Origin of the sequence: Amycolatopsis camponoti (assembly GCF_902497555.1) — a bacterium.
GTDB lineage: Bacteria > Actinomycetota > Actinomycetes > Mycobacteriales > Pseudonocardiaceae > Amycolatopsis > Amycolatopsis camponoti.
Map to the genome: position 1 here is coordinate 482,918 of NZ_CABVGP010000003.1, position 21,902 is coordinate 504,819.

The window sequence follows — 21,902 nt, forward strand, 5'->3', positions numbered from 1 at the left end:
ACCACCGAGCGGACGCCCGGTGGTGGCCTCGACGGAGCCAGGCCTACGGGAAGTACTTGTCCAGCAGCTGCTCCAGGTAGTCGAGCAGGTCGTTGATCCCGTCCTGGATCGCGTTCCCGGTGCTCGGCCGGAACCGGATCACCTGCGGGTCGTGGTCGCTGGCCTGGTCGGCGAACTCCGCGTTGATGTGGACGACGTCGTAGTCCACCCCGCGCGGCGCCTTCGACGCCAGGATGTGGTCCAGCACCTGGGACTGACCCTCGAACACGTAGCTGTACCGCTCGGCCTCGGGCACCGACGCGATCAGGTCCTTCAGCGCGCCACCGGCGGTGAGCGTCTGGACCGCGGGCGAGAACGGGTAGTCGTTCAGGTCACCGGCCACGACGATGTTCGCGTTGCGATCGGCCGCCAGCAACGAATCGACGAACCCGCGCAGCACCGCGGCCTGCTTCGCCCGCTGCACCTCGGAACTGCGCACCGGCGGCTGGAACCGGCCGTGCGTCGGCTGGTCGCCGCCCTTGGAGTTGAAGTGGTTGGCGATGACGAACACCGTGCGGCCCTTGAAGACGAACTCGCCGGCGAGCGGCTTGCGGCTGCTTTCCCAGGCTTCGTTCGTCGGGTCGACGCGGCCCGGCGACGCCGTCAGGTGCGTCTTCCCGCGGTCGCGGACAACGCCCACGGCCGAGGTCGGCGTCCCGCCTGGCTTGTCCACAAAGGACACGCGAGCCGGGTTGAACAGGAACGCCACGCGGATGTTGCCGCCCGGCTGGCCACCGTCCTGGTCGTTCACCGGGTCGATCGAGCGCCACTGGTAGCGCGGGCCACCCTTGGCGACGATGGCGTCGGTGAACTTCTGCAGCGTCTGGTCCGCCGCGACGGTGCCGTCGTCGGTCGCGCCCGTGTTGTCCTGGATCTCTTCCAGGGTAACGATGTCCGGCGTCGCCAGGTGCGTCACGATCGCCTCGCCGAGCCGGTCGTACTTCGCCTGCGGGTCGCCCGGCGCCAGGTTCTCGACGTTGTACGTCGCGACGGCCAGCTCGCCGGACCGCTGCTTGCGCGTGGTCTCGGCCTGCAGCCCGTTGTCCTTTTCGGTGCCCAGCACGCTGGCGAACAGCGTGTAGCCGCCGAAGTTGCTGTACTCGACCGGGCCGGACGTGGTGCCGGTCAGCACGTCGCCGACGTTGAGCTTCGGGAACGGCCGCTGGTCGAACGGGATCAGCGACGACACCTTCATGACGCCGCTGTTCAGCTGGTCGTACCCCAGGTATACGCTGCCGCCGCGCACGGACTCGTGCTGGTCCGGCTTGGACGTCACGTACAGCTCGTTGAAGGAGTTCGACGGGCCGACGACGCGGGCGTCACTGACCGAAACGATCTCGCTCTCGTGCGACTCCCAGAAGTCCAGCGCGTACTTGGTGGGCTCCAGCGTGAGCGGCTCGATGTTCCCGCCGGGCGACGGCGCGTACGTCGTCGGCACGGTGTCGGGGTTCAGCACGGTCGGCGCCGGCAGCGCGTTCCCGTGCGAGCCGACCGTCCACTGTGCACTGCCCAGCTCGGTGAGCGACTGGTAGTTCGACGTCGCCGGCGCGTCCGGGTAGAACTCGCGGACGGTGCCGGTCGCGGTCACCGCGTCGCCGACCGCCACGGCCGGGCTGGTCGAGCCGGTGAACACGAACAGGCCCTCGCTGGTGCGCGGGTCGTTGTCCGGGTTCGGGTCGGTGAGCCAGAAGCCGCGCACCGAGCCGAACGTCCGGGTCGCGGTGACGACGCCGGTGACGTCGCTGACCTTCTTGTCCTTGAACGGCGAAATGCGCGTGGCGCCCTGGATTTCGTGGATCTTCGCCGGGGTGCCCGGGTCGCCGGGGGTGCCGCCGCCGGTCGTCTCGCCCTTGGTGTTCGTCGGGGACGGGTCGCCGACCGTGAAGTCGGCCGCGTTGTCGTCGGTGTCGGCCAGGGCCGTTCCCCGCGCGACGGACGTCGAATTGGACGGCGCGGCCGTCGGGTTGCCTTCGCGCACGGTCGCCGTGCCGAACCCGACGAGGTCCTTGATCCGGGGTTCGGCGGCGCAGTCCGCGGCGGTCTTGCAGGTCAGCGCGGTGGTGCCGGAGACGAGGGCGATCGTGCCCGCGGACGCCGACATCGCGATCGTGCCCGTCGCGTCCGGCGTGGGCAGCGCGACGGTGCCGCCGGTGCCCTTGCCCTCGGCCACCAGGTAGCGCCCGCCCGGCGCGACGCTGCCGGCCAGCTGCGTCACCTGCCAGGTGCTGGACGCGCTCGGCGAGCCGGGCAGGTACTGGACGCTGAAGCCGTCGACGCTCGTGGCGGCAGTACCGTGGTTGGCGAGCTCGACGAAGTCGTTGGTCAACGTGGCGCCGGAGTTGCCGCCACCGCCGTAGACCTCGGCGATGACCGCGTCGGCGCTGGGTGCCGCGGACGCGGCCGGTGCGGCCACTCCGCCGAGCACCAAGCCGGACGCGACAGCCACCGTCAGCGCGGTCTTGGCTCTGTGGGTCTTGATCACCCTGAGTCCCCTTTGTGCTTGAACAGTCGTGGCATAGTCCCCCGAACAGATGAGGAGGAGGAAGACAAAGGTGCAACGATTCGTAACAACTACTTTCGTCGTCACTCTTTCGGCAGAGCAGGTTTTGTGATCACGCTGGTACTCGGCGGAGACGTCAACGTTCAGGGGCGCGCGACACCGTCGGCGGCGTTCGAGCGGCTGGAACCGCTGCTCAAGGGCGCCGATGTCCGGTTCGCGAACCTCGAGGGTCCCCTCGACGCGGCGATGGCCGAAGCGCTGACGTCGGGCGGCATCGACGTCGTCTCGTGCGCCAACGACCTCACCGTGCTGACGACGCTCCCGGTCCTCGACCAGGCCGGGATCGCGCACTGCGGCGCCGGCCCGGACCTCGCCGCCGCGCACGCGCCCGCCGTGCTCGAACGGGCCGGGGAAAAGGTCGCCTTCCTCGCGTACACGTCACTTCGCCCCTACGGCTCGCATCTGGACTTTCCCGGCGTCGCGCAAGCGTTTGCGACCACGGCCTACCAGCCCGATCCGCGCGTCGCGGAGATCCCGGGCCGGCCGCCGCTGGTGCGCACGTCGCCCCTGCCCGAACACCTCGACCGGCTCGTCGCCGACGTCAAGCAGGCCAAGGCCGCCCACGACCACGTCGTCGTCTCGATGCACTGGGGCCTGCCGGGCCCCGAACTGGCCGAGTACCAGGTCGCCTACGGCCGCGCCGTGATCGACGCCGGCGCCGACCTGGTCGCGGGGCACGGGCCGCACACGATCCAGGCCGTCGAGGTCTACCGCGGCCGTCCGATCCTCTACAGCCTCGGCAACCTCGTCTTCGACTGGCCGGCGATGCGTGGCCGCCACGTCGACGGACTGCTGGCCGGCTGCATGTTCGGCGACGAGCCCCGCCTCGAGCTGATCCCGGTGCGGCGCAACGCCGACAACGAGTGCGTACCGCTCGCCGGGGACGAAGCGGGCAAAGTGCTGCAGTACGTCGCGGATCTTTCGGCCCGGCGCTCGACGTCCGTCTCCATCCGGGACGGAATAGCATCAGTAAGCGTTGGTACGTAACTGATCGCGTGCGAGCTGTTACAGGATGCGGTGCGACTGTCACCCATCCGGCGCATCTGCCTTAAATGCTCCCTAAGACCCGGAACAACCCGCGTGAAGCGGCGGTACGGTCTGCGAGAGCCGCCGGAAAAGTGGCACAGACCACTCTCGACAGCTCTCGACCAGCACGAACACGTGGGGGAGGGAGAACCATCATGTGGGGGCTGATTGTTCTCAGTTGCGTGTTCGTGCTGGTGCTGGGGATAGCCGCGGTCGTGGACCTTCGGGACCACGACCGCGGCGAACACCGCGTCTAGCGCACAGACTGCTTCGCCTTGTAGCGGCCGAAAAGCGTGCGCGCGCCGGCCAGCGCGACCCGCCCGGCGCCCTTCGCGCTCGCGGCCAGGAACGTCGTCCAGTCGAAATAGTCGCGCCACAGCACGATCCGGCCGGCTTCGACCTCGAACGTGCCGCACACCCAGAACTCCGCTTCCCACGCGCCGCGGCGCAGCACGTCGGTGCGTTCGGTGAGCACGACGTTGCCGTCCGCGGCGATGTGGTGGGTGCGCGCTTCGAAACCTGAGCCGTACTTGGCCATGAAACGCAGCTGTTTCTCGACCGCCGCGACGCCGCGGGCGGACGGCAACGGCACGTTCTGGTACACGATGTCGCTCGCCGCGAACGTCAGCGCGCGGTCCACGTCGAGGTCTTCGAGGGCTTTGAGGAAACCGGTCACTACCTCTTTGGGGGGTTCCGGGTGGCGAAGCCCCCGGCCCGGGGCGGAGCCCCGGGATGTCTCAGCCTGGGGTTCATCGGTCATGCCCCCAGGCTAAGGGTCAGAACGGCCGGTCGCCCGCGATGGCGACGCGCTCCGCGATCCGGACGTGCGGGTGGTAGTCGTTGACCGCGTAGTGCTGCGTCGCGCGGTTGTCCCAGAAGGCCACCGAGTTCGGCCGCCAGCTGAACCGGACCTGGAACTCGGGCGTATGGGCCTGCAGGAACAGGTACCGCAGCAGCCGGTCGCTCTCGTCGCGGTCCATCCCGACGATGTGCGTGGTGAACGCCTGGTTGACGAACAGGGTGCGCCGCCCGGTCTCCGGGTGCGTCCGGACCACCGGGTGCTCGACCGGCGGGAACTCGTCCTGCCACCGCGCCAGGAGCGCGGGATCGGAAAACCGGTCGAAACCGGGGAGGTAGTCGTGGACGGCGGTCAGCCCGTCGATGCGGGCGCGGACGTCTTCGGGCAGGTTGTCGTAGGCGGCGGCCATGTCGGCCCACAGCGTGTCGCCGCCGACGGGCGGCACCTCGATCAGCCGCAGCACCGAGCCGAGGGCCGGGTTGCGCCGCCAGGTGACGTCGACGTGCCAGATGTTCTCGTAGCCGGGCATCGCCGCGGTGCGCTCGAAGCGCGTGACAGCGTCGTCATCGCCCTTCGGGATGAAGGGGTTGGTCTCCAGCTCACCCCAGTTCGCGGCGAACGCGCGCTGCTGCGCCGAGGTGATGTCCTGGTCGCGGAAGAAGAGCACCTTCCACTCGAGCAGGGCGCGGTTGAGCTCCTCGCGCAGCTCGGGCGTGAGCGGCTCCCGGAGGTCGACGCCGTCGATCTCCGCGCCGATCACCCGGCCGAGCGGGCGGATCCGGAAGAGTTCGTACGCTTCGCCTTCGCTCCGGTGCAGGACACGCGGGCCTTCGAGGAGGCCGTCGGGCGGGGTGACGGCGTCGCGCAGCGGAATCCGGGCAGGCAGGTCTACGGACATGGTTGTGCTCCAAGGGTTTTCGGAGGAATCGGGACGCCGGGCTCGCGTCAGGCAGGAGGCGAGCCCAGGCGGCCGCGGCGCAGCAGGAGCTCCACGGTGCCTTCTCCGACCGACCGCTTGGAGGCGCGGCCGTACCACCGGATCGGCGTGCTTTCCGAGGTGGCGGGCATGTGCTCATGGTGTTCTCCCTCCCGCCCTGCGGTCAAGACGTCCACTTGGTGGAACGCGGTCAACGCCGCAGGTCACCGCGATGCGGGCGACTCGGGAGCATGAGGCAAGATCTTCCACGATCGGGTGAGCGCCCTTGGACGACGGAGGTCCCCCATGCCGGAAGGCAGAGGCTCGCGGATCGGCAGTGCTATCCCGGAGCTCCGCCCCGGGGCCGGGGGTCCGGCCACCCGGAACCCCCCGAAGAAGGGGGGTGACTTCTCCGGGCTGCGTCCTGGGAGCCCCTCGAAGCGGCCGGAGCGGCTGCGCGCCGCCGCGGACCTGCTCGACCAGGCCGCGGCCGCCGACGACAAGGCAGCGGGGAGGTTCGCCGAAGCCCGCGTCGACTCGACGCCGTTCGGCATCTCGCCGCAGGCCCGCGAGCTGGCGGCCCGCTGGTCGGCCGCCCTCGCCGCCCGCGAAGCGGACGCGCGCGTCCTCGGCGACGCGACGTCCGACTTGGCCGGCCGGCTGCGCATGGCGGCGGAGAGCACCCGGAGCACCGGCTTCCGGGGGCGGATCGCGGTGGCCCCGTGACGTCGCCCGTGTTCGAACACCCCGCGTTGACGTCGGCGGCGGTCCGGTTGGCGTCCCTGCGCACGGCCGCGGGCCGGATCGGCGCCCCGGACCCGGTCGCGGCCTTGCGGCACCTCGACTGCTCACCGTCGTCGATCAGCGCGTCCGCCTCGGCGGTCGACGCGGGCGCGTCGCTGGTGACGTCGGCGTCGACGGAGTTCCGAGGCGGCGTCGAGCACGGCGAAAGCGGCGGCAGCGCGGAGACGTTCGGCATCTGGGCGGACACAGTGGACGGTCAGTACACGGCGGCGGCCCGCGCGGCCGCCGCCACCGCCGAGCTGGGCGTTCGGATCGCGGCGCGACTGGACGAGCTGGCGATTTCGGCGTCCGCGGAGGTGTGCGCCCTGGCGTCCGCCGCGGAGGACGCGGTGTCGGCGGTCCTGGCGGACGACCGCTCCCCCGAGGTGGTGAGCGCGGTCAGCGCCGCGTGCACTTCGGTGGTGCGGGTGATCCAGCAGGGGGTGGCTTCGCTGTCTTCGCTGCTGGCGGAACTGGAACCGTTGACGGCGCCGGCGGTCCAGCTCAGCTGAACCGTTCCCGCGCCCAGTCGTCGAAGCTCCTTGCCGGGTGCCCGGTGACTTTCGCGACGTCCAGGGAAACGGGTTCCGGATCGTCGACGAGCGAGGCCCAGTAGGGCAGGGCGCTCTTCGCGAATTCCTCGCCCAGCTGCGTTATTGCTTCTTCAATCGGTTGTTCTTCCCACTTCGCGGGTGTTCCGAGTGCTTCGCCGATGATCCTCACCTGGTCCGCCTGGCTGAGGGCTTCCGGTCCGGTGACGAGGTAGATCTGCCGGGCGTGATCTTCGGTGAACGCCTTGATCGCCATGTCGGCCACGTCCTTTTCGTGGACGAGGGACCGTTTGGCTTGCCCGTAAGGCGCCCTGACCTTGCCGGTTTTCGCTTGCCCCACCCAGCCGAGGGTGTTGGTGGCGAGGCCGGTGATGCGGAGGAAGGTCCAGTCACCGGTGACGTTTCGGACGGCTTCTTCGACGTCACCCCAGAACCCGCCCTCTTCGGCGGCCGCCGAAGAGACGTAGGCGATTTTCTTGTCTTTGAAGGGTTTTACGGCTTTGTCGATGCCTTCGGCGGAGTAGAAGGGCCAGACGAAGTAGACGGCGTCGACCCCTTCGGCAGCTTCGGCCGGGTCGGTGATGTCGCCGACGACGGCTTCCGTTCCTTCGGGGGCTTTCGCCGGGTCCCGGACGAGGACCCTGACGTCCACACCGGCGTCCCGGAGACCACTGACGACGTGGCGGCCGGTGTTGCCGGTGGCCCCGGTGACGAGGACCTTCATGGTGCGCTCCTTGGTGATCGGGTTCGCTGACCACCGTCACACTTCAAGAGCCCTTCAGGTCAAGCTTCGGCCGCCAGGTCCAGCGCCCTGCGCAGCCGTCTGATCCGCTTGGCCGAAGCCTCGTGCCCGAAGCTGTAGAGGAACGGCCACTGCGCGCCGGTGTACTGCGCCGGCACGTACCCCAAGCGCCGCAACACTCCGTTGCCGACCGGGATCGCCCCCAGCAGCACACCGGCCAGCGACAGCATGCTGGGGCCGTCGACGAAGGGCCCGGCGATCGTGGTGGCCAGGCCGAGCGCGAAAACCGGGGCTTCGACCTTCCGGGACATCCACGAGCGGAGCGTGTTGTGCAGCCGGCCGCCGTCGAGCGCGCGGTTCAGCTCGCGAGAAACCTTTCCTTCGAGGGATTTCGGTCGCTCGAGGGCGACGCAGCGGCAGATCGACGCGTACCAGCGGGTCAGCTCTTCGTGCCCTTCGGATCCCATGAACCGGTCCAGGTCGGTCGCTCCGCCCGAGATCTCCATGGTCCGCAGCAGCGCGAGCAGCTGGGCGGCCAGTTCCGCGTGGTCGAGGTGCTGTTGCCGGCGCCCCGCCGAAGACGGCGCTTGCGTGGTGGAATCGATCCACCGCAGGAACTGGCTGTCCCGGGGACTCAGGAAGAACGGGGCTTCCGCACCCGACAAGGCGATGGCGTCGCCGTGGTTGCAGACGTCCCGCAGAATGTGCTCGACAGTCTTCCGCGGGTCGTTTTCGTACCGCCGCGCGGTTTCCAGCACGCCGATCGGGATGTCCTTCTCCGGCGCACGGCCTTTCAGCACCCGGGTCACCTTGGCGACCAGTTCGCCGTTCTCCTCGAAATGATCCTTGGCCCACCTCATCCCGGGTTCGGGCGAGGCGACCGTGACCCGCCGCTCCGAGGCCTCGCGATCACGATCGGCCTCCGCGAACTTCATGAGCTCGTCGTCGACCGACGGTGTCCAGGCAGCGCCTTCCCACGGGTGGTCGTTCCGCTTCGCCGACGAGAACAGCCATTCCTCCCGGGCGATGACCCGTACGTGTCCATTCCGGACGAGATCGACGAACTGCCGCGGCTCGACCTGGCACGAGGGAGCCGACAGCAGGGCGCTGGACGGCGCCCAGAGCACGAGGGGGCTGCTGCTGGCGATCATGCGGTGCAGGTGCCGGTAGCCGGCTTCGCCGTATTCGCTGATGTGGCAGAACGTCCGGAAGCCGGTCACGCCGGGTCCACGACATGCCGGGACACGGCTTCGCCGGGATCGAAGGCCCGATCGCTGAGTGCGACGATCCACAGGTCGGCGTCACCGTCGTTGCGGATCGCGTGCGACCACCCCAGAGGCGGCCGGACCAGCACCCCGCCGGCTCCCTCGAACTCCTGCCGACGGCTTTCGGTGCCGGCGCCGCTGTCCCAGTGCAGCGACCACCTGCCCTGGTAGGCGACCGCGATGATCTCTTGCTTGCGCGTGTGAAAGTGGTTGCCCCGCACAGCACCCGGCCGGATCGCGGCGATGTGCACGTCTTCGACGGGCCCGATCGCGCGCAGGTACTCCCCGAGCACCGAGACGCTGAGGCCGCGTTCCTCGACCTTCCCGGGGAGGTGTTCCACCAGCAGCTCGTCCACGCCCGCACCTCCGGTAGCCCACGTCGTCGGGGTCTGTATCGCGTCGGCGAGGGACGGCATTACGGCTTGGGCTAGGTTGCCCGCCATGTCCGTCGCCTGGCCACCCGCCCGATCAGGCTCGACACAAAGGACCACGCCGCGCCGAAAGCCGAGTTGGTCTACCTGTCCTGTCGGAGGCATGGGGACACGGCTACGCGACCGAGGCATGCGCGGCGGCCCTCGTCCGGTTCGCCGGCGCGCACCCCGCCGAGCCGGTGGCGCTCCGCGCCCAAACCGCCAACACCCCTTCGATGCGGCTCGCGGCGAAGCTGGGATTCATCGAGGTGGACCGGTTCAAGGCATACGGCGCCCAGCAGTGGCTCGGCTTGTGGTCACAAGCAAAAACGCCCGGCAACCTGTGAAGGCTGCCGGGCGTTTCGAGAGCGGTGGCGGTGGGATTTGAACCCACGGACGGGGATTAGCCGTCACACGATTTCGAGTCGTGCTCCTTCGGCCGCTCGGACACGCCACCGCCGAGAACAATACCGGAGCGCCTACCCGAGCCTCACGAGGGGTCGCCCGGGCGGGGCGAACGGCGCCTGGCCTGGGCGTCCCGGAAGCGGTCGCGCAGGTCGTGGGCCACCTCGGCGACCTGCGCGCGGCGGCGCTGCACGCGTCCCGATGCCTCGAGGCGGCGGTTGCCCGTGGCCGCGCCGAGCTTCGAACGCGCGCCGCCGACCGCTTGCTGGACCTTGTCCTTCATAGTCATGTCCATTGGGTACCCACCCGGGCGCGAACGTCAGCGCCGCGTGGCGAAATACGTCTCCAGGACGGAAGCGCACTCCGCCGAAAGGACGCCTCCGTGGACCTCCGGGCGGTGGTTGAGACGGCGGTCACGCACGACGTCCCACAGCGACCCCACCGCACCCGTCTTGGGCTCCCACGCCCCGAACACCAGACGCGAGATCCGCGCCAGCACCAGGGCGCCCGCGCACATCGTGCACGGCTCGAGCGTCACCGCCAGAGTGCAGCCCTCCAGGCGCCAGCCGTCGTCCACCACGCGGGCCGCCGCCCGGAGGGCGAGGATCTCCGCGTGCGCCGTCGGGTCGCCCAGCTCGACACGCGCGTTGCGCGCCGCCGCCAAGGGGACCCCGTCGGGGCCGAACACGACCGCCCCGATCGGCACGTCCGCGCCGGGAGCCCGCGCCGCTTCGAGCGCGGCCTCCACGGCCTCGGTATCGGACGGCCGTCTCAGAGCTCGTCCAGGAGCTTGGCGAACTCGCTGCCGAACCCGCACCGCTGCGCGACCATCTGCAGCTGCTCGTCCGGGTACAGGTCGACCTCGCCGACGATGACCTCCAGCTCCGGCCCGGGCAGCCCGAGGTCCGCCAGCAGCCCCAGGTCGCCCTCGGGCCAGACGGAGTCGTCCTCCTCGTCCGGTGGATCGACGCGCAGGACGTCGAGGACGTCCGCCGCGATGTCGTAGTCCAGTGCCGCCGCCGCGTCCGAGAGCAGCAACGACGGCCCTCGCGGGCTCGGCCGGACGATGACGAAGAACTCGTCGTCGACCGCCAGCAGCCCGAAGGACGCACCGGTGGAACGTAGTTTGCCCAGTTCAGTGATCGCTGCGTCCAGCTCGGTCAGCGCCCCCGGGTCGAGCGCACTGCACCGCCACCGACCGTCTTCCCGGACCACGGCTACCGCGAAGCCCGTGACCGGCTCATCCACCGCCATGCGCACACCGTATTCCGCCGCTCGACCGAGCGCACGCACGGTGCGCCCGAAGCGCCGCATGGGGCACTATCGGGACCATGACCGGCCCCACTGACCTGCCCACCCTGCCCGGTACGCCGTTCGACGGCCTCCTCGGCGACGCGCGGGCGCTGCAAGACCGCACCGTCGCGCTCCGGCGCGCCGTGCACCGCCACCCGGAACAGGGCCTGCACCTCCCGCGCACCCAGGCGGCGATCAGGGAGGCCCTCGCGGACCTGCCGCTGGAGATCACCGAAGGCAAGGCGACGACGTCGCTGACGGCCGTACTGCGCGGCGGGCGGCCCGGTCCGGCGGTGCTGTTGCGCGGCGACATGGACGCGCTGCCCCTGACCGAGGAGACCGGCCTCGACTTCGCGTCCGAAGACGAGCAGTCGATGCACGCGTGCGGGCACGACACGCACGTCGCGATGCTGGCGTCGGCGGCGCGGCTGCTCGCCGGGCGCAAGGAGAAGCTGGCCGGCTCGGTCGTCTTCATGTTCCAGCCGGGCGAGGAGGGGCACCACGGCGCCCGGTTCATGATCCACGAAGGCGTGCTCGACGCCGCCGGGACGCGGGTCGAGCGCGCGTTCGGCGTCCACATCCTCGCCAACCTCCGGAGTGGACTGCTGTCGGTCCGGCCGGGCCCGCAGATGGCGTCGGCGGACTCCTTCACGGTGCACGTGACCGGCAAGGGCGGCCACGGCTCCGCGCCGCAGCACACGGTCGACCCGGTGCCGGCGGCCGCGGCGATGGTCGGCGCACTGCACACGATGATCACGCGCCGGGTCAGCGTGTTCGACCCCGCGGTGCTCTCGGTGACGCGGATCCAGGCCGGGACGACGTCCAACATCATCCCGGAGACCGCCGAGCTGGAGGGCACGATCCGCACGCTGTCCGAGCAGACGCGCGCGCTGGTCCGCGACGAGCTTTACAAAGTGTGCGAGCAGGTCGGGGCGGCCTACGGCTGCCGCGTCGTCGCCGACGTCGAGCCGGGCTACCCGGTGACGGTCAACGACGAGCGCGTCGCCGCCGAGGTCCTGACGCTCGGCGAGGCCGTGCTCGGCCCGGAGAACGTCGAGCTGATGGCGGATCCGCTGATGGGCGCCGAGGACTTTTCCTACGTCCTGCAACGCGTTCAGGGCGCGTACGCGTTCCTGGGCGCGTGCCCGCCCGGCGTCGACCCCGCCGAAGCGGCCGCGAACCACTCCAACCGCGTGCTCTTCGACGAGGACGCGATGCCGAGCGGCGTCGCGATGCTGGCCGCGTTCGCGCTCGACGCCCTGCGCTAGGGCCCGGTCCGAGACGGACGGCCGTCTTCGAGGTGCCCGGCGAAGCGGCGACGCCACCCCGGCGCCTCGAACGTGACGTCGTACCAGCCGTTCTTCGCCGGCACCGGGAAGTCGTGCGTGGCTTCCGGCGCGATCGTGACGCCGTTCAGCACGACCGGCGCCGGCCCGCTGTTGGTCACCGTGACGCGCAGTGCGGGCGCCGGGGTGAACGTGACGGAGGCGTCGAGCCCCGGTCGGCCCGACGCCTCGACGACGAACCCGTTCGGGCCGTGGATGGCGATGTCGTACGACTCTCCATACGGGACTTCGCCGGTCATCTCGCTCCCCGGGCCGACGTCGAAGCGTTGTGACGCTCCGCCCGCGTGGTAGGCGTACGCAGCCAGCTGCAGCGTCTGCGTCCCGTGGTTGGCCAGGTTGAGCTTCAGCGCGCCCGGCGCCGCCGTGGCCCAGGCGACCGGCTGGTACGGCAGCGGGCGCGCCTTCGCCGTGCCGGGCTCCTGCACCAGGGCCCCCGGCCCGAGCCCGGGCTTCGGGAGCCGGGACTGCGTCCGGTCGGCGTCGGCGCGCAACGCGTCCACGTCCGGCAGCAGCGGGATCGTCGTGTCGTGCGAGCGGAAGTCGAAACAGCTGGTCAGGTCGCCGCAGATGGCCCGGCGCCAGGCCGAGATGTTCGGCTCGCGCACCCCGGTCCACGTCTCCAGGAAGCGCAGCACCGACGTGTGGTCGAAGACCTGCGAGTTCACCCAGCCGCCGCGGCTCCACGGCGAGACGACGGTCATCGGCACGCGCGGCCCCAGCCCGATCGGCAGCGGGGCACCGGACGCCCCACCCCTCTCCGGGCGGTTCCCCGGCAGGTACTCGCCCGGAGTCCCGGGCGGTGGCGTCGGCGGGACGACGTGGTCGAAGAAGCCGTCATTTTCGTCGTAGTTGAGGAAGACGACGGTCGATTCCCACAGTTCCGGCTTGTCCCACAACGCTTTCAGCATCCGCTGGACGTAGGAGGCACCGTCGACCGGCCGCGCGGCGGGGTGCTCGCAGTAGCCGTACGGGGCCACGACCCACGACACCGCGGGCAACGCCCCGGAGGCGCAGTCGGCGATGAACTCGGCCAGCGTGTGGTCGAGGTCCTTGCCCTTGCCGGAGTCGGGCAGCAGCTTCGTGCGCAGGTTCGCGCGCTCGGCCAGCCGGTGCTTGACCGGGTCCATCGAGTACAGCGCGTCGTGGAAGTTCTGGAACAGCCACAGCGGGTTGTCGCCGTAGTCGCCGGCGAAGTGCTCGGGGACGCCGCGTTCCTCGTCGTTCGCGTAGATCCGCCACGTGATCCCGGCGGACTCGAGCCGCTCCGGGTAGGTCGTCCAGCGGAAGGACGGCTCGTAGTCGGGGAAGTTGTGCGTGACGGGACCGCCGGCGACGCCGTCCGGGTCGATCGTGCCGGTCCAGTGGAACAGCCGGTTCGGCTGGGTCGGGCCCTGGATCGAGCAGAAGTAGTGGTCGCACAGCGTGAACGCGCTCGCCAGGGCGCGCTGGAACGGGATATCGTCGCGGGTGAAATACCCCATCGTCATGGGGCTCTTCGCGGCGACCCAGGCGTCGTACGCGCCGCCGTTCCACGCGCGGTGCGTGCTGTTCCAGTCGTGCGGCAGCTCGCCGAGGTCCTGGCCGTCCACAACGGACGTATCGACCCGGAACGGCAGCACCGGCGCGCCCTTGCCGCGCTGGCGGAAGACGTCCCGCAGCGCCGCACGGTCACCGAAGCCGCGCACGCCGGCCATCGTGCCGTAGTAGTGGTCGAACGACCGGTTCTCCTGCATAAGCACCACGACGTGGCGGACGTCGTCGATCGTCCCCTTCCGCGGCGGAGCGGCGCACGCGGCCGTCAACGAGCCGGCGACGGTGGCCGCGGCCGCGCCGCCGAGCACCGTGCGCCGCCGAATGCGGCCCATGCCTGCCTCCTCATCCCCACGCCGGCGGCCCGGCGAGGGGTACCTTCTCCGCCGAGAGAGGTGGTACCCATGCTCGACTCAGCGGATCTGGTCGCCTTCGCACCGTCGACCGACCTGGAGCGCTCCCGTGCCTTCTACACGGACGTCACCGGGCTCGAGTTCATCGAGCAGTCCCCCTTCGCGTGCGTGTTCCGCAGTGGAACGACCATGCTCCGCGTCACCGCCGTCGCGGAGTTCACGCCGCAGCCGTTCACGGTGCTCGGCTGGGCGGTCGCCGACATCCGGGCGTCGGTGGCCGAGCTGCGGGGCCGGGGCGTGGAGTTCCTCACGTTCGACACGCTGCCACAGGGCACCGACAAAATCTGGACCACGCCGGGCGGGCGGATCGCCTGGTTCCGCGATCCGGACGGCAACGTGCTGTCCCTGACCGAGTTCACTGGCAATTAAACAACAGTGTTGATTTAATGGGCGGATGACCGAAGCCGATCGTCTCGCCCAGCTCGCTGACCAGGAAGAACGCCTCCAGTTCACGAAGTTCGACAACGAGACGGCGCTCACTCTCGGCGCCCAGCTGCTGGCCGCGGCCCGGGAGCGCGGGCTGCCGGTGACGATCTCGGTCCGCCGGGGCGGCCAGCGGCTCTTCCACGCGGCGCTGCCGGGGACATCGGCCGACAACGACGCGTGGATCGACCGCAAGAGCCGCGTCGTGGACCGCTACGGGCACAGCTCCTTCCTGGTCGGCACGCAGTTCCGCGCGAAGGGTGGTTCGTTCGAAGCGGACTCGCGCCTGAACCCGGACGAGTACGCCGCCCACGGCGGCGTGTTCCCGGTGCTGGTGCGCGGCGTCGGTCCGGTGGGGACGGTGGGCGTCTCGGGACTCCCGCAGGCCGACGACCACGCGTTCGTCGTCGAGCAGCTGGAGCTGTTCCTGGCTTCCTGACGCTGTCGATCCGGCGCCTCCTCGGGTGACGTACTGGTACACGGCATCCGAGGAGTCTCAATGAGCAAGCTGATCGCCACGACGTTCCTGAGCCTGGACGGCGTCTACCAGGGCCCGGGCGGCACCGAAGAGGACCCGTCCGGCGACTTCGACCTGGGCGGCTGGGTGACGCCGTTCTACGAGGAGGGCATGGCGGACCTCGCCGAAGAGTGGATCTCCCGGGCGGGTTCGTTCCTGCTCGGCCGGCGGACGCACGACATCTTCGCCGCGCACTGGCCGAAGGTCACCGACCCCGCCGACCCGCTGGCCTCGCGCCTCAACGGCCTGCCGAAGCACGTGGTTTCGCGAACCCTGACGGAGTCCCCCTGGACCGGCACGTCGATCGTGCGCGGCGACGTCGTCGAGTCCGTCCGCGAGCTGAAGTCGCGGCCGGGCGACGAGATCCAGGTCCACGGGAGTGGCGCGCTGCTGCAGACGTTGATCGCGCACGACCTCGTCGACGAGTACCGGCTGTGGCTGTTCCCGGTCGTGCTGGGCAAGGGGCGGCAGCTCTTCCCGGCCGGGGTGGTGCCGAAGAAGTTCGAGCACGTCGAAAGCCGGCGCACCGCCGCGGGGGTCACCGTGCTCGTGCTGCGGCCGGCCGGGAACCCGGACTACGACACCTTCCGGCTCGTGGCGGAATAGCGGTGGACGGTCTTGCTACCGTCAAAGACATGAAGCGTGCAGCGGACACGACGACGCCGGAAAGTGTCCCGGCGCGCTGATCCATGCTCACCGAAGCCCGGGGCGGTCGCCCCGGGCTTCGTCTTGTGGTCGATCGCCTCGCCGTCCACGAGGAGTCCACCGTGCACGATCACCGCAAGCTCGGCCGTGAGCTCGGCCTGTTCGACACCGACCCGCTCATCGGCGCGGGCCTGCCCTACTGGCTGCCCGACGGCGCGATCGTCCGCCACAGCCTCGAGGAGTACGTCCGCGGCCTCGAACGGCGCGCCGGGTACCAGCACGTCCATTCGCCGGTGCTCGGAAAACGTGAGCTGTACGAGATCTCCGGGCACTGGGCGCACTACCGCGACGACATGTACCCGCCCATGGACGTCGGCGGCGAGCAGCTCGTGCTGCGGCCGAGCCTCTGCCCGCACCACGCGCTGATCTACCGTTCGCGCGGCCGCAGCTACCGCGAGCTCCCGCTGCGCATCGCCGAAATCGGCGGGATGTTCCGCAGCGAGCTCTCCGGCGTGCTCGGCGGGCTGAGCCGGGTGCGCGCGATCCAGCTCAACGACGCGCACATCTTCTGCACCCCCGATCAGGTCGAAGCCGAGGCGAGCGCCGCGCTGGCCATGATCCGGAAGGCTTACGACGCACTCGGGATCAGCCCGGCGCGTTACCGGCTTTCGCTCCCCGGCCCCGGCGGGAAGTACGTCGCCGGCGACTGGGACCGGGCCGTGGACATCCTGCGCTCGGTCCTCGACGGGCTTCCCTACGACGCGGTCGAGGGCGAGGCGGCCTTCTACGGACCGAAGATCGACGTCCAGATCGTCGACGGCGCGGGCCGCGAATCGACCCTGTCCACCGTCCAGATCGACTTCCACCAGCCCGAGCGGTTCGGCCTCGAGTACGTCGGCGCGGACGCGGCGAAGCACCGGCCGGTCATGGTGCACCGCAGCATCATCGGCAGCGTCGAACGCGCGGTGGCGCAGCTGGTCGAGGTCCACGGCGGCGCGTTCCCGGCCTGGCTGGCGCCGGTCCAGCTGCGGCTGCTGCCGGTGTCCCCGGCCGAATTGCCTTACGCACGGTCAATTCTCGACCGGTGTGACGACCTGCGCGTCGAGATCGCGCCGGAAGGCAGTCTCGGCGCGCGGATCCGGGACGGGCGGCTGGTGCCGTACCAGGCCGTGCTCGGCCCGCAGGAGGTCGCCGCGGGGCAGCTCTCCCTGCGACTGCGCGACGGGCACCGGGTCGACGCCCAGCCGGCCGAGGAGGCGCTGGCGTGGATCAGGGCGGAGGTCAAGCCGTAGCCGCGGCCAGCCAGCCGAACGCCGGCGCCAGGCTTTCCGGGGCGGCCCAGCCGTTGACCACCGCGAGCAGCCGCAGGTAGCGCTCGCGGCGGGGGTCGCCGACGAGGGCGAGCCATTCCCGCACCTGGCCGGGGTCGCGCCCGAGACCGTCGACGATCGCCCGGGCCTCGGGCGACTCCGGTGCGACTCCGGCCTCGAGCGCCGGCGTGACGGCGTCGCGCACCTCGGCGGCCAGGTCGCGGCGCAAACCACCCTCGTGCTGCTCCACGAGCCGGCGCAGGATCGCGCGGAACTCCTTGTCCCGCGTCAGTCCGGCCAGCTCCACCCACGCCTCGACCTGCTCGGGGCTCGGCTCCTCCGGCAGCTCGGGGGTCAAGGTGCGGGCGACGCCTTCGAGGTCGGGACGGTCACCCAAGGCGTCGGCGAGGAAGTCGCCGACCAGGCGCCGGCGCTCCACTTCGGACAGTCGGGCCAGCTCGTGCATCAGCGTTGTCTCCTCGGGGGTCGAACCACGTTTCGCGACGGCTGTCAGCACCGCGTAACGCACGCGCAGCACGCGGATCTGCAGTTCCAGGGCATCGGCGTGCCTCGCCGCGACGTCGGCGACCGTCGCTTCGCCGTCGACGACCTGCCGGATCGTTGCCAGGCCGACGCCGAGTTCCCGGAGGGTGCGGATGAGGTCGAGCCGGGTGCGCGCGGTGTCGTCGTACTGGCGATGACCTGCGGCGTTGCGCCCGGACGGCGGGACGAGGCCGCGGTCGGAGTAGAACCGGACGGCCTTGACCGTCAGGCCGGTCCGGCTGGCCAGCTCGCCGATCGAGTACCGCATGCCCTCAGCGTGGCACCTCCCCTCGGAGGAGGGGCAAGTCCCAGGTTCGCCCGATCGTGTCGATCACCTGTTCGACGTTTCGCGGTAAAGTCGAACGCATGAGCGAACGGACTAGGTCTCCTCCCGGATCCGGGTGACCAGCTGGGTCGGGTTCACGAACCGCAGCGCGACGAGAAGGAGCACGAGCATGGAGGCGGTGTAGATGGTCGCCATGGCGTCGACCGACTGGTTGGCCCGGATGCCCGCGGCGAACACGGAGTTGTAGAGCGCCACGACGAGGGTCGTCGAGTCCGGGCCGGCGGTGAGGAACGTCAGCTCGAACATGCCGACCGTCCGGACCAGCACGAGGATCGAGGCGGCCAGGATCCCCGGCAGCAGCAGCGGGCCCAGGATCCGGGTGAACACCGAAACCGTGCGCGCGCCGGACATGCGGGCGGCGGCTTCGATCTTCGGGTCGATCTGCTCGATGAACGGCGTCATGGTCAGCACGACGAACGGCACCGACGGCACGAGGTTCGCCAGGATGACGCCGGTGGTCGTGCCGGCCAGGTGGAACTTGTAGAGCACGGTGGCCAGCGGGATGCCGTAGGTGATGGGAGGGATCAGGATCGGCAGCACGAACAGCAGCATCACCAGGCGCTTGCCGGGGAACGAGCGGCGGGCCAGCGCGTAGGCGGCCGGGACGCCGACCGCCACCGACACGGCGATCACCACCAGCGCGACGATCGCGGTGGTGAGGAGCACGTCGGACAAGCCGAACTCGCGCCAGGCGTCGGCGTACCAGTGGGTGGTGAAGCCGTCCGGGAGCCAGGTGCCGAACCACTGCTTGCCGAACGAGTCGACGACGACCGAGAGCACCACGCCGGCGAGGTTGACGAAGAAGAACACGACGACGGCCCAGACGACCCAACGTCCGGGACGCGCGACCCAACCGGTCATCCCTTGCCTCCGGTCGCTCCGCGGTACAGCGTGCCGCGCCACGCCATGACCAGGCCGATCACGATCAGCATGACCACCGCCATGAGCATCGCGACGGCCGAGCCCATCGAGTAGTCGTACTCCTCGAACGCGGCGTGGTAGGCCGCGATCGAGACGACGCGGGTCTCGTTCGCGGGGTCGCCGACGAGCTGCGCGCTCGGGAACACCGAGAACGCCATCACGAACGAAAGGCAGAAGGTGATCGCCAGGCCGGGAGCCAGGAGGGGCAGCGTGATGCGCCGGAAGCGCTGGGCCCAGTTCGCGCCGAGGGTCGCGGCCGCCTTCTCCAGGGAGGGGTCGATGCCCGAGAGATAGGACAGCGTCAGCAGGAAGGAGAACGGGAAGCCGGTGATCACCAGGGACAGCAGCACGCCGGTGTAGTTGTGGATCAGCGGGAGTGGCTCGTCGGTGATGCCGAGGACCGTGAGCACCTTGTTCAGCCAGCCCGCCGGCCCGCCGTACATGATCAGGCCCTGCGCGGTGAGCACCGTGCCGAGCGTGATCGGCACGACGAGGATCGTCGTCAGGAGCCGCTTGCCGCGGACGCGGCCGCGCATCACGTAGGCGATCGGGATGCTGGCGAGCACGTTGATGAAGGTCGCGGGCAACGCGATGCCGAGCGTCGTCCAGATGGTGTCGCGCAGGTACGGGTCGCCGAAGAACCGTGCGTAGTTGGCGAAGACCCCGCCCTGGCGCGGGGCGAAGGACAGCTGGAGGCCGTAGAGGAAGGGGTACAGGAACAGGCAGGCGGTGACCAGCAGGCCGGGCACCAGGAGGAGCAGGGTGCGGTCGACACCGCGTTCGGCCAGGCGGTGACGCAACGCCGGGCGGGCACTCGCGACGGCGGTCATGGCTCGAACACCAGGACACGCTCGGCCGGGACGCCGATCCGGCCGGTGTCGCCCGGGGCGAGGCGCTTGTCCGTGCGGAAGTACACCGGTGTCCCGCTCTCGAGACGGGCCGAGACCGACAGTTCGCGGCCGTGGTATTCGACGATCTCGACCGTGACGTCGAGGGCGTTCTCGGCGCCGTCGCCGATGACGAAGTCCTCGGGGCGGATCGCGACCTTCGCCGGTCCCTCGGCGAGCGCGCCGCGGCCCGTCAGCCGGACTCCGGCGCCCTCCACGGTGACCGACGAGCCCGCGGTCTCGACGACCGTCACGTCCAGGAGGTTGCGGTAGCCCATGAACGACGCGACGTAGCTGTTCACCGGCTGGGCGTAGACCTCCTCGGGGGTGCCGATCTGCTGGACCGTGCCGTCGCGCAGCACCACCAGGCGGTCGGCCAGCGACAGGGCCTCCTCCTGGTCGTGGGTGACGTACACCGTGGTCAGGCCGAGGGTCTGGTGGAGGCGGCGGATCTCCATCCGCATCTCGAGGCGGAGCTTGGCGTCGAGGTTGGACAGCGGCTCGTCCATCAGGACGACCGGGGGCTCCAGCACCACGGCCCGGGCGATGGCGACGCGCTGCTGCTGCCCGCCGGAGAGCTGCGCGGGGAACTTCCCCGCGTGGTCGGTGAGCTGGACCAGGTGCAACGCCTCGTCGACGCGGCGGCGGGCATCGGCGCGGGCGACCTTGCGCATCTTGAGGCCGAAGCCGACGTTGGCGCGGACCGACATGTGCGGGAACAGCGCGTAGTTCTGGAAGACCATCCCGAACCCGCGCTGCTCCGGGGGCCGGCCGTCGATGCGGGCGTCGTCGAGCCAGATGCTGCCACCCGTCAGGGGCAGCAGTCCGGCCAGGCAGTTGAGCGCGGTCGACTTGCCGCAGCCGGACGGGCCGAGGAGGGCCACGAACTCGCCGCGCGCGATGGCGAGGTCGAGGCCGCTCAGGGCGTTCGCGGTGCCGAAGCTGCGCGAGACGCCGTCCAGCCGGAGCTGCTCGAACGTCACTTCTTGCCGACCTTCGAGCCGCCGACCAGCTGGTTCCACTTGTCGAACGCCTTGACCTGCTGCTCGGCCGGCAGCGAGGTCTCCTTGGGGTACTGGGAGATCCACTGCTCGTACTCCGGGCGCCCGAACTGCTTGATCGTGTCCTGGCTCTTCTGCGGCGCCATCTGCAGGGTGACGTCCTTGACCGCCGGGCCGGGGTAGAAGTAGCCGTCGTCGTAGGCGATCGCCTGCTGGTCCGGCTTCAGCATCCACGCGATCAGCTGCAGGATCGCCGACTCCTGGTCGGGCGAGAGGCCCTTGGGGATCAGAGCGTACTGGGCGTCGGTGACCCAGTGCATCGGCTGCATGATCGCGGTCTTGACCGTGTTGGGCACCGTGCCGAGCTTGCGCGGGTTGATGTCCCAGCCGGTCGTCGACATGACCATGTCCACCGAACCCGACGCGAGGTTCTTCATCGTCTCGGTGGTGCCGGACGGGTAGTACTTCACGTACTTGCCCAGCTCCTGCAGGAACGCCCAGGTCTTGTCCCAGCCCTTGTCGGGATCCTTCGGGTCCTTGTCGCCGAGCAGGTACGGCAGGCCCATCAGGAACGTCCGGCCCGGGCCGGAGTTCGACGGCTGCGCGTACTGGAACTTCTCCGGGTGGGCCTTGGCCCAGTCGAGCAGCTCCTGCGGGGACGCCGGCGCGGCCGGAACCGCTCCCGGGTTGAACTCCAGCAGCGGGCCGGACGGGTAGTAGACGACCTCGACGCCGTAGCCGTTGGCCAGCTCCTGCATCTTGGCCGCGGGCTCGAGGTAGTTCTGCATCAGGTTCGGGAACCGGCTGGAGAAGTCCGGGAGGACCTTGGCGAGCGTGCCGTTCGCGATGCCGGCGGACAGGCCGTCCGTGCCGCTGAGGACCAGGTGGGTCTGGGCGACGCCGCCGTCCTGCTCGGCCTTCAGCTTGCCCGCCATGCTCGGTGCGGGTGCCGTCGAATAGGTGACCTTCGAGAGCACTTCCGGGTGCGCGGCCTTGAAGTTCTCGATCATCTGCTTGGTGAGCTGAAGGTTGCCCGCGATGTCGAGGATGTTCAGGTCGACGGGCTTGCTCGGCTTGTCGGGGACGGCCTTCGGATCCGCCGCCTGGCCGCCGTCCCCGCCGGGCGCGCCACAGGCCGCCAGTCCGGCGGCGAGGCCGGCCGCCAGGAGTGCCCGGCGGAATCGGAAGCCGGTGCGACGCTGCATGGCTGCTCCCTGGGTCCGTGATAATG

Annotated in this window: 24 protein-coding genes, 1 tRNA gene and 1 pseudogene; 9 read left to right on the top strand and 17 right to left on the bottom strand. The window is 70.2% G+C overall.

From position 1 onward, the window contains the following. Positions 1-43 precede the first annotated feature (43 nt). Complete coding sequence (locus AA23TX_RS38625) at positions 44-2,521, bottom strand: DUF8508 domain-containing protein (protein WP_155547923.1); 2,478 nt, start codon at positions 2,519-2,521, stop codon at positions 44-46. A gap of 126 nt (positions 2,522-2,647) precedes the next feature. On the opposite strand from AA23TX_RS38625, the gene AA23TX_RS38630 reads away from it, so the two are divergent. Next, positions 2,648-3,586 carry a CapA family protein gene (locus AA23TX_RS38630; RefSeq protein ID WP_155547924.1) on the top strand — a complete coding sequence of 313 codons (939 nt, stop codon included), beginning with the start codon at positions 2,648-2,650 and terminating at the stop codon, positions 3,584-3,586. A 292-nt stretch (positions 3,587-3,878) separates the two neighbouring features. Here AA23TX_RS38630 and AA23TX_RS38635 read toward each other — a convergent pair whose 3' ends face one another. The 3 genes from AA23TX_RS38635 to AA23TX_RS50850 all read right to left on the bottom strand — a co-directional run bounded on the left by AA23TX_RS38635 (position 3,879) and on the right by AA23TX_RS50850 (position 5,492). After that, entirely contained in the window at positions 3,879-4,301 is a 423-nt protein-coding gene (locus AA23TX_RS38635) for a limonene-1,2-epoxide hydrolase family protein (protein ID WP_155547925.1), read from the bottom strand. A gap of 100 nt (positions 4,302-4,401) precedes the next feature. Further along, the gene (locus AA23TX_RS38640; RefSeq protein ID WP_155547926.1) at positions 4,402-5,322 is read right to left on the bottom strand and encodes a TauD/TfdA dioxygenase family protein; all 921 of its coding nucleotides are present in this window, start codon (positions 5,320-5,322) and stop codon (positions 4,402-4,404) included. A gap of 47 nt (positions 5,323-5,369) precedes the next feature. Beyond that, positions 5,370-5,492 (bottom strand): hypothetical protein, encoded by a 123-nt coding sequence (locus AA23TX_RS50850; RefSeq protein ID WP_277875462.1) that lies wholly within the window; start codon positions 5,490-5,492, stop codon positions 5,370-5,372. Positions 5,493-5,646: 154 nt separating this feature from the next. Here AA23TX_RS50850 and AA23TX_RS38650 point away from each other — a divergent pair, with 154 nt between their 5' ends. Beyond that, entirely contained in the window at positions 5,647-6,066 is a 420-nt protein-coding gene (locus tag AA23TX_RS38650; RefSeq protein WP_155547928.1) for a hypothetical protein, read from the top strand. Beyond that, complete coding sequence (locus tag AA23TX_RS38655; protein WP_155547929.1) at positions 6,063-6,635, top strand: hypothetical protein; 573 nt, start codon at positions 6,063-6,065, stop codon at positions 6,633-6,635. The genes AA23TX_RS38650 and AA23TX_RS38655 overlap by 4 nt, the downstream gene beginning before the upstream one ends. Here AA23TX_RS38655 and AA23TX_RS38660 read toward each other — a convergent pair. The 3 genes from AA23TX_RS38660 to AA23TX_RS38670 are packed head-to-tail and all read right to left on the bottom strand — an operon-like array spanning position 6,628 to position 9,037. Then, positions 6,628-7,398: an SDR family oxidoreductase gene (locus tag AA23TX_RS38660; RefSeq protein WP_155547930.1), complete on the bottom strand. Its 771-nt coding sequence runs from the start codon at positions 7,396-7,398 to the stop codon at positions 6,628-6,630. The genes AA23TX_RS38655 and AA23TX_RS38660 overlap by 8 nt on opposite strands. Before the next feature lie 59 nt (positions 7,399-7,457). Then, positions 7,458-8,636: a hypothetical protein gene (locus AA23TX_RS38665; protein WP_155547931.1), complete on the bottom strand. Its 1,179-nt coding sequence runs from the start codon at positions 8,634-8,636 to the stop codon at positions 7,458-7,460. Further along, on the bottom strand, positions 8,633-9,037 hold the full coding sequence (locus tag AA23TX_RS38670; protein ID WP_155547932.1) for a polysaccharide biosynthesis C-terminal domain-containing protein: 405 nt from the start codon (positions 9,035-9,037) through the stop codon (positions 8,633-8,635). Before AA23TX_RS38670 ends, AA23TX_RS38665 begins: the two co-directional genes overlap by 4 nt. Before the next feature lie 158 nt (positions 9,038-9,195). Here AA23TX_RS38670 and AA23TX_RS50855 point away from each other — a divergent pair. After that, positions 9,196-9,438, top strand: a pseudogene (locus AA23TX_RS50855) (GNAT family N-acetyltransferase); the annotation flags it as partial. A gap of 22 nt (positions 9,439-9,460) precedes the next feature. Here the strand turns inward: AA23TX_RS50855 and AA23TX_RS38680 are convergent. The 4 genes from AA23TX_RS38680 to AA23TX_RS38695 all read right to left on the bottom strand — a co-directional run bounded on the left by AA23TX_RS38680 (position 9,461) and on the right by AA23TX_RS38695 (position 10,750). Continuing rightward, a tRNA-Ser gene (locus tag AA23TX_RS38680) sits at positions 9,461-9,548 on the bottom strand. 33 nt (positions 9,549-9,581) lie between these two features. After that, the gene (locus AA23TX_RS38685; protein WP_155547934.1) at positions 9,582-9,785 is read right to left on the bottom strand and encodes a CsbD family protein; all 204 of its coding nucleotides are present in this window, start codon (positions 9,783-9,785) and stop codon (positions 9,582-9,584) included. A gap of 30 nt (positions 9,786-9,815) precedes the next feature. Beyond that, positions 9,816-10,244, bottom strand: a complete 429-nt coding sequence (locus AA23TX_RS38690; protein WP_155547935.1) for a nucleoside deaminase — start codon at positions 10,242-10,244, stop codon at positions 9,816-9,818. A gap of 23 nt (positions 10,245-10,267) precedes the next feature. Further along, positions 10,268-10,750 carry a tRNA adenosine deaminase-associated protein gene (locus tag AA23TX_RS38695; RefSeq protein WP_230863018.1) on the bottom strand — a complete coding sequence of 161 codons (483 nt, stop codon included), beginning with the start codon at positions 10,748-10,750 and terminating at the stop codon, positions 10,268-10,270. A gap of 77 nt (positions 10,751-10,827) precedes the next feature. Here AA23TX_RS38695 and AA23TX_RS38700 point away from each other — a divergent pair, with 77 nt between their 5' ends. Continuing rightward, positions 10,828-12,057 carry a M20 metallopeptidase family protein gene (locus tag AA23TX_RS38700; RefSeq protein WP_155547937.1) on the top strand — a complete coding sequence of 410 codons (1,230 nt, stop codon included), beginning with the start codon at positions 10,828-10,830 and terminating at the stop codon, positions 12,055-12,057. Here the strand turns inward: AA23TX_RS38700 and AA23TX_RS38705 are convergent. Then, entirely contained in the window at positions 12,054-14,000 is a 1,947-nt protein-coding gene (locus AA23TX_RS38705) for a phosphocholine-specific phospholipase C (protein WP_155547938.1), read from the bottom strand. The genes AA23TX_RS38700 and AA23TX_RS38705 overlap by 4 nt on opposite strands. 69 nt (positions 14,001-14,069) lie before the next feature. On the opposite strand from AA23TX_RS38705, the gene AA23TX_RS38710 reads away from it, so the two are divergent. The 4 genes from AA23TX_RS38710 to thrS all read left to right on the top strand — a co-directional run bounded on the left by AA23TX_RS38710 (position 14,070) and on the right by thrS (position 16,955). Then, complete coding sequence (locus AA23TX_RS38710; protein WP_155547939.1) at positions 14,070-14,447, top strand: VOC family protein; 378 nt, start codon at positions 14,070-14,072, stop codon at positions 14,445-14,447. A gap of 25 nt (positions 14,448-14,472) precedes the next feature. Further along, positions 14,473-14,940, top strand: coding sequence for a heme-degrading domain-containing protein (locus AA23TX_RS38715; RefSeq protein ID WP_155547940.1), 468 nt, complete (start codon positions 14,473-14,475; stop codon positions 14,938-14,940). Between the two features lie 60 nt (positions 14,941-15,000). Next, positions 15,001-15,624 carry a dihydrofolate reductase family protein gene (locus tag AA23TX_RS38720; RefSeq protein WP_155547941.1) on the top strand — a complete coding sequence of 208 codons (624 nt, stop codon included), beginning with the start codon at positions 15,001-15,003 and terminating at the stop codon, positions 15,622-15,624. A gap of 83 nt (positions 15,625-15,707) precedes the next feature. Continuing rightward, positions 15,708-16,955, top strand: coding sequence for a threonine--tRNA ligase (gene thrS, locus AA23TX_RS38725; RefSeq protein ID WP_155547942.1), 1,248 nt, complete (start codon positions 15,708-15,710; stop codon positions 16,953-16,955). Here thrS and AA23TX_RS38730 read toward each other — a convergent pair. The 5 genes from AA23TX_RS38730 to AA23TX_RS38750 form a co-directional block, all read right to left on the bottom strand. Beyond that, a complete protein-coding gene (locus tag AA23TX_RS38730; protein ID WP_155547943.1) occupies positions 16,945-17,784 on the bottom strand; it encodes a MerR family transcriptional regulator in 840 nt (279 codons plus the stop codon). The two genes, thrS and AA23TX_RS38730, sit on opposite strands and share 11 nt — an antisense overlap. A gap of 111 nt (positions 17,785-17,895) precedes the next feature. Further along, a complete protein-coding gene (locus tag AA23TX_RS38735; protein WP_155547944.1) occupies positions 17,896-18,723 on the bottom strand; it encodes an ABC transporter permease in 828 nt (275 codons plus the stop codon). After that, positions 18,720-19,613, bottom strand: a complete 894-nt coding sequence (locus tag AA23TX_RS38740) for an ABC transporter permease (protein ID WP_155547945.1) — start codon at positions 19,611-19,613, stop codon at positions 18,720-18,722. Before AA23TX_RS38740 ends, AA23TX_RS38735 begins: the two co-directional genes overlap by 4 nt. Further along, positions 19,610-20,653, bottom strand: a complete 1,044-nt coding sequence (locus tag AA23TX_RS38745; protein ID WP_155547946.1) for an ABC transporter ATP-binding protein — start codon at positions 20,651-20,653, stop codon at positions 19,610-19,612. The genes AA23TX_RS38740 and AA23TX_RS38745 overlap by 4 nt, the downstream gene beginning before the upstream one ends. After that, positions 20,650-21,876, bottom strand: coding sequence for an extracellular solute-binding protein (locus AA23TX_RS38750; RefSeq protein WP_155547947.1), 1,227 nt, complete (start codon positions 21,874-21,876; stop codon positions 20,650-20,652). The genes AA23TX_RS38745 and AA23TX_RS38750 overlap by 4 nt, the downstream gene beginning before the upstream one ends. Positions 21,877-21,902: the final 26 nt, after the last annotated feature.

Excerpts from the sequence above, each read along its gene's own strand:
- AA23TX_RS38640 (WP_155547926.1), bottom strand. The coding sequence starts at position 5,322 with ATGTCCGTAGACCTGCCTGCCCGGATTCCGCTGCGCGACGCCGTCACC.
- AA23TX_RS50850 (WP_277875462.1), bottom strand. The coding sequence starts at position 5,492 with ATGCCCGCCACCTCGGAAAGCACGCCGATCCGGTGGTACGGCCGCGCC.
- AA23TX_RS38650 (WP_155547928.1), top strand. The coding sequence starts at position 5,647 with ATGCCGGAAGGCAGAGGCTCGCGGATCGGCAGTGCTATCCCGGAGCTC.
- AA23TX_RS38660 (WP_155547930.1), bottom strand. The coding sequence starts at position 7,398 with ATGAAGGTCCTCGTCACCGGGGCCACCGGCAACACCGGCCGCCACGTC.
- AA23TX_RS38685 (WP_155547934.1), bottom strand. The coding sequence starts at position 9,785 with ATGACTATGAAGGACAAGGTCCAGCAAGCGGTCGGCGGCGCGCGTTCG.
- AA23TX_RS38695 (WP_230863018.1), bottom strand. The coding sequence starts at position 10,750 with ATGGCGGTGGATGAGCCGGTCACGGGCTTCGCGGTAGCCGTGGTCCGG.
- AA23TX_RS38700 (WP_155547937.1), top strand. The coding sequence starts at position 10,828 with ATGACCGGCCCCACTGACCTGCCCACCCTGCCCGGTACGCCGTTCGAC.
- AA23TX_RS38705 (WP_155547938.1), bottom strand. The coding sequence starts at position 14,000 with ATGGGCCGCATTCGGCGGCGCACGGTGCTCGGCGGCGCGGCCGCGGCC.
- AA23TX_RS38710 (WP_155547939.1), top strand. The coding sequence starts at position 14,070 with ATGCTCGACTCAGCGGATCTGGTCGCCTTCGCACCGTCGACCGACCTG.
- AA23TX_RS38715 (WP_155547940.1), top strand. The coding sequence starts at position 14,473 with ATGACCGAAGCCGATCGTCTCGCCCAGCTCGCTGACCAGGAAGAACGC.
- AA23TX_RS38720 (WP_155547941.1), top strand. The coding sequence starts at position 15,001 with ATGAGCAAGCTGATCGCCACGACGTTCCTGAGCCTGGACGGCGTCTAC.
- thrS (WP_155547942.1), top strand. The coding sequence starts at position 15,708 with ATGCTCACCGAAGCCCGGGGCGGTCGCCCCGGGCTTCGTCTTGTGGTC.
- AA23TX_RS38730 (WP_155547943.1), bottom strand. The coding sequence starts at position 17,784 with ATGCGGTACTCGATCGGCGAGCTGGCCAGCCGGACCGGCCTGACGGTC.
- AA23TX_RS38735 (WP_155547944.1), bottom strand. The coding sequence starts at position 18,723 with ATGACCGGTTGGGTCGCGCGTCCCGGACGTTGGGTCGTCTGGGCCGTC.
- AA23TX_RS38740 (WP_155547945.1), bottom strand. The coding sequence starts at position 19,613 with ATGACCGCCGTCGCGAGTGCCCGCCCGGCGTTGCGTCACCGCCTGGCC.
- AA23TX_RS38750 (WP_155547947.1), bottom strand. The coding sequence starts at position 21,876 with ATGCAGCGTCGCACCGGCTTCCGATTCCGCCGGGCACTCCTGGCGGCC.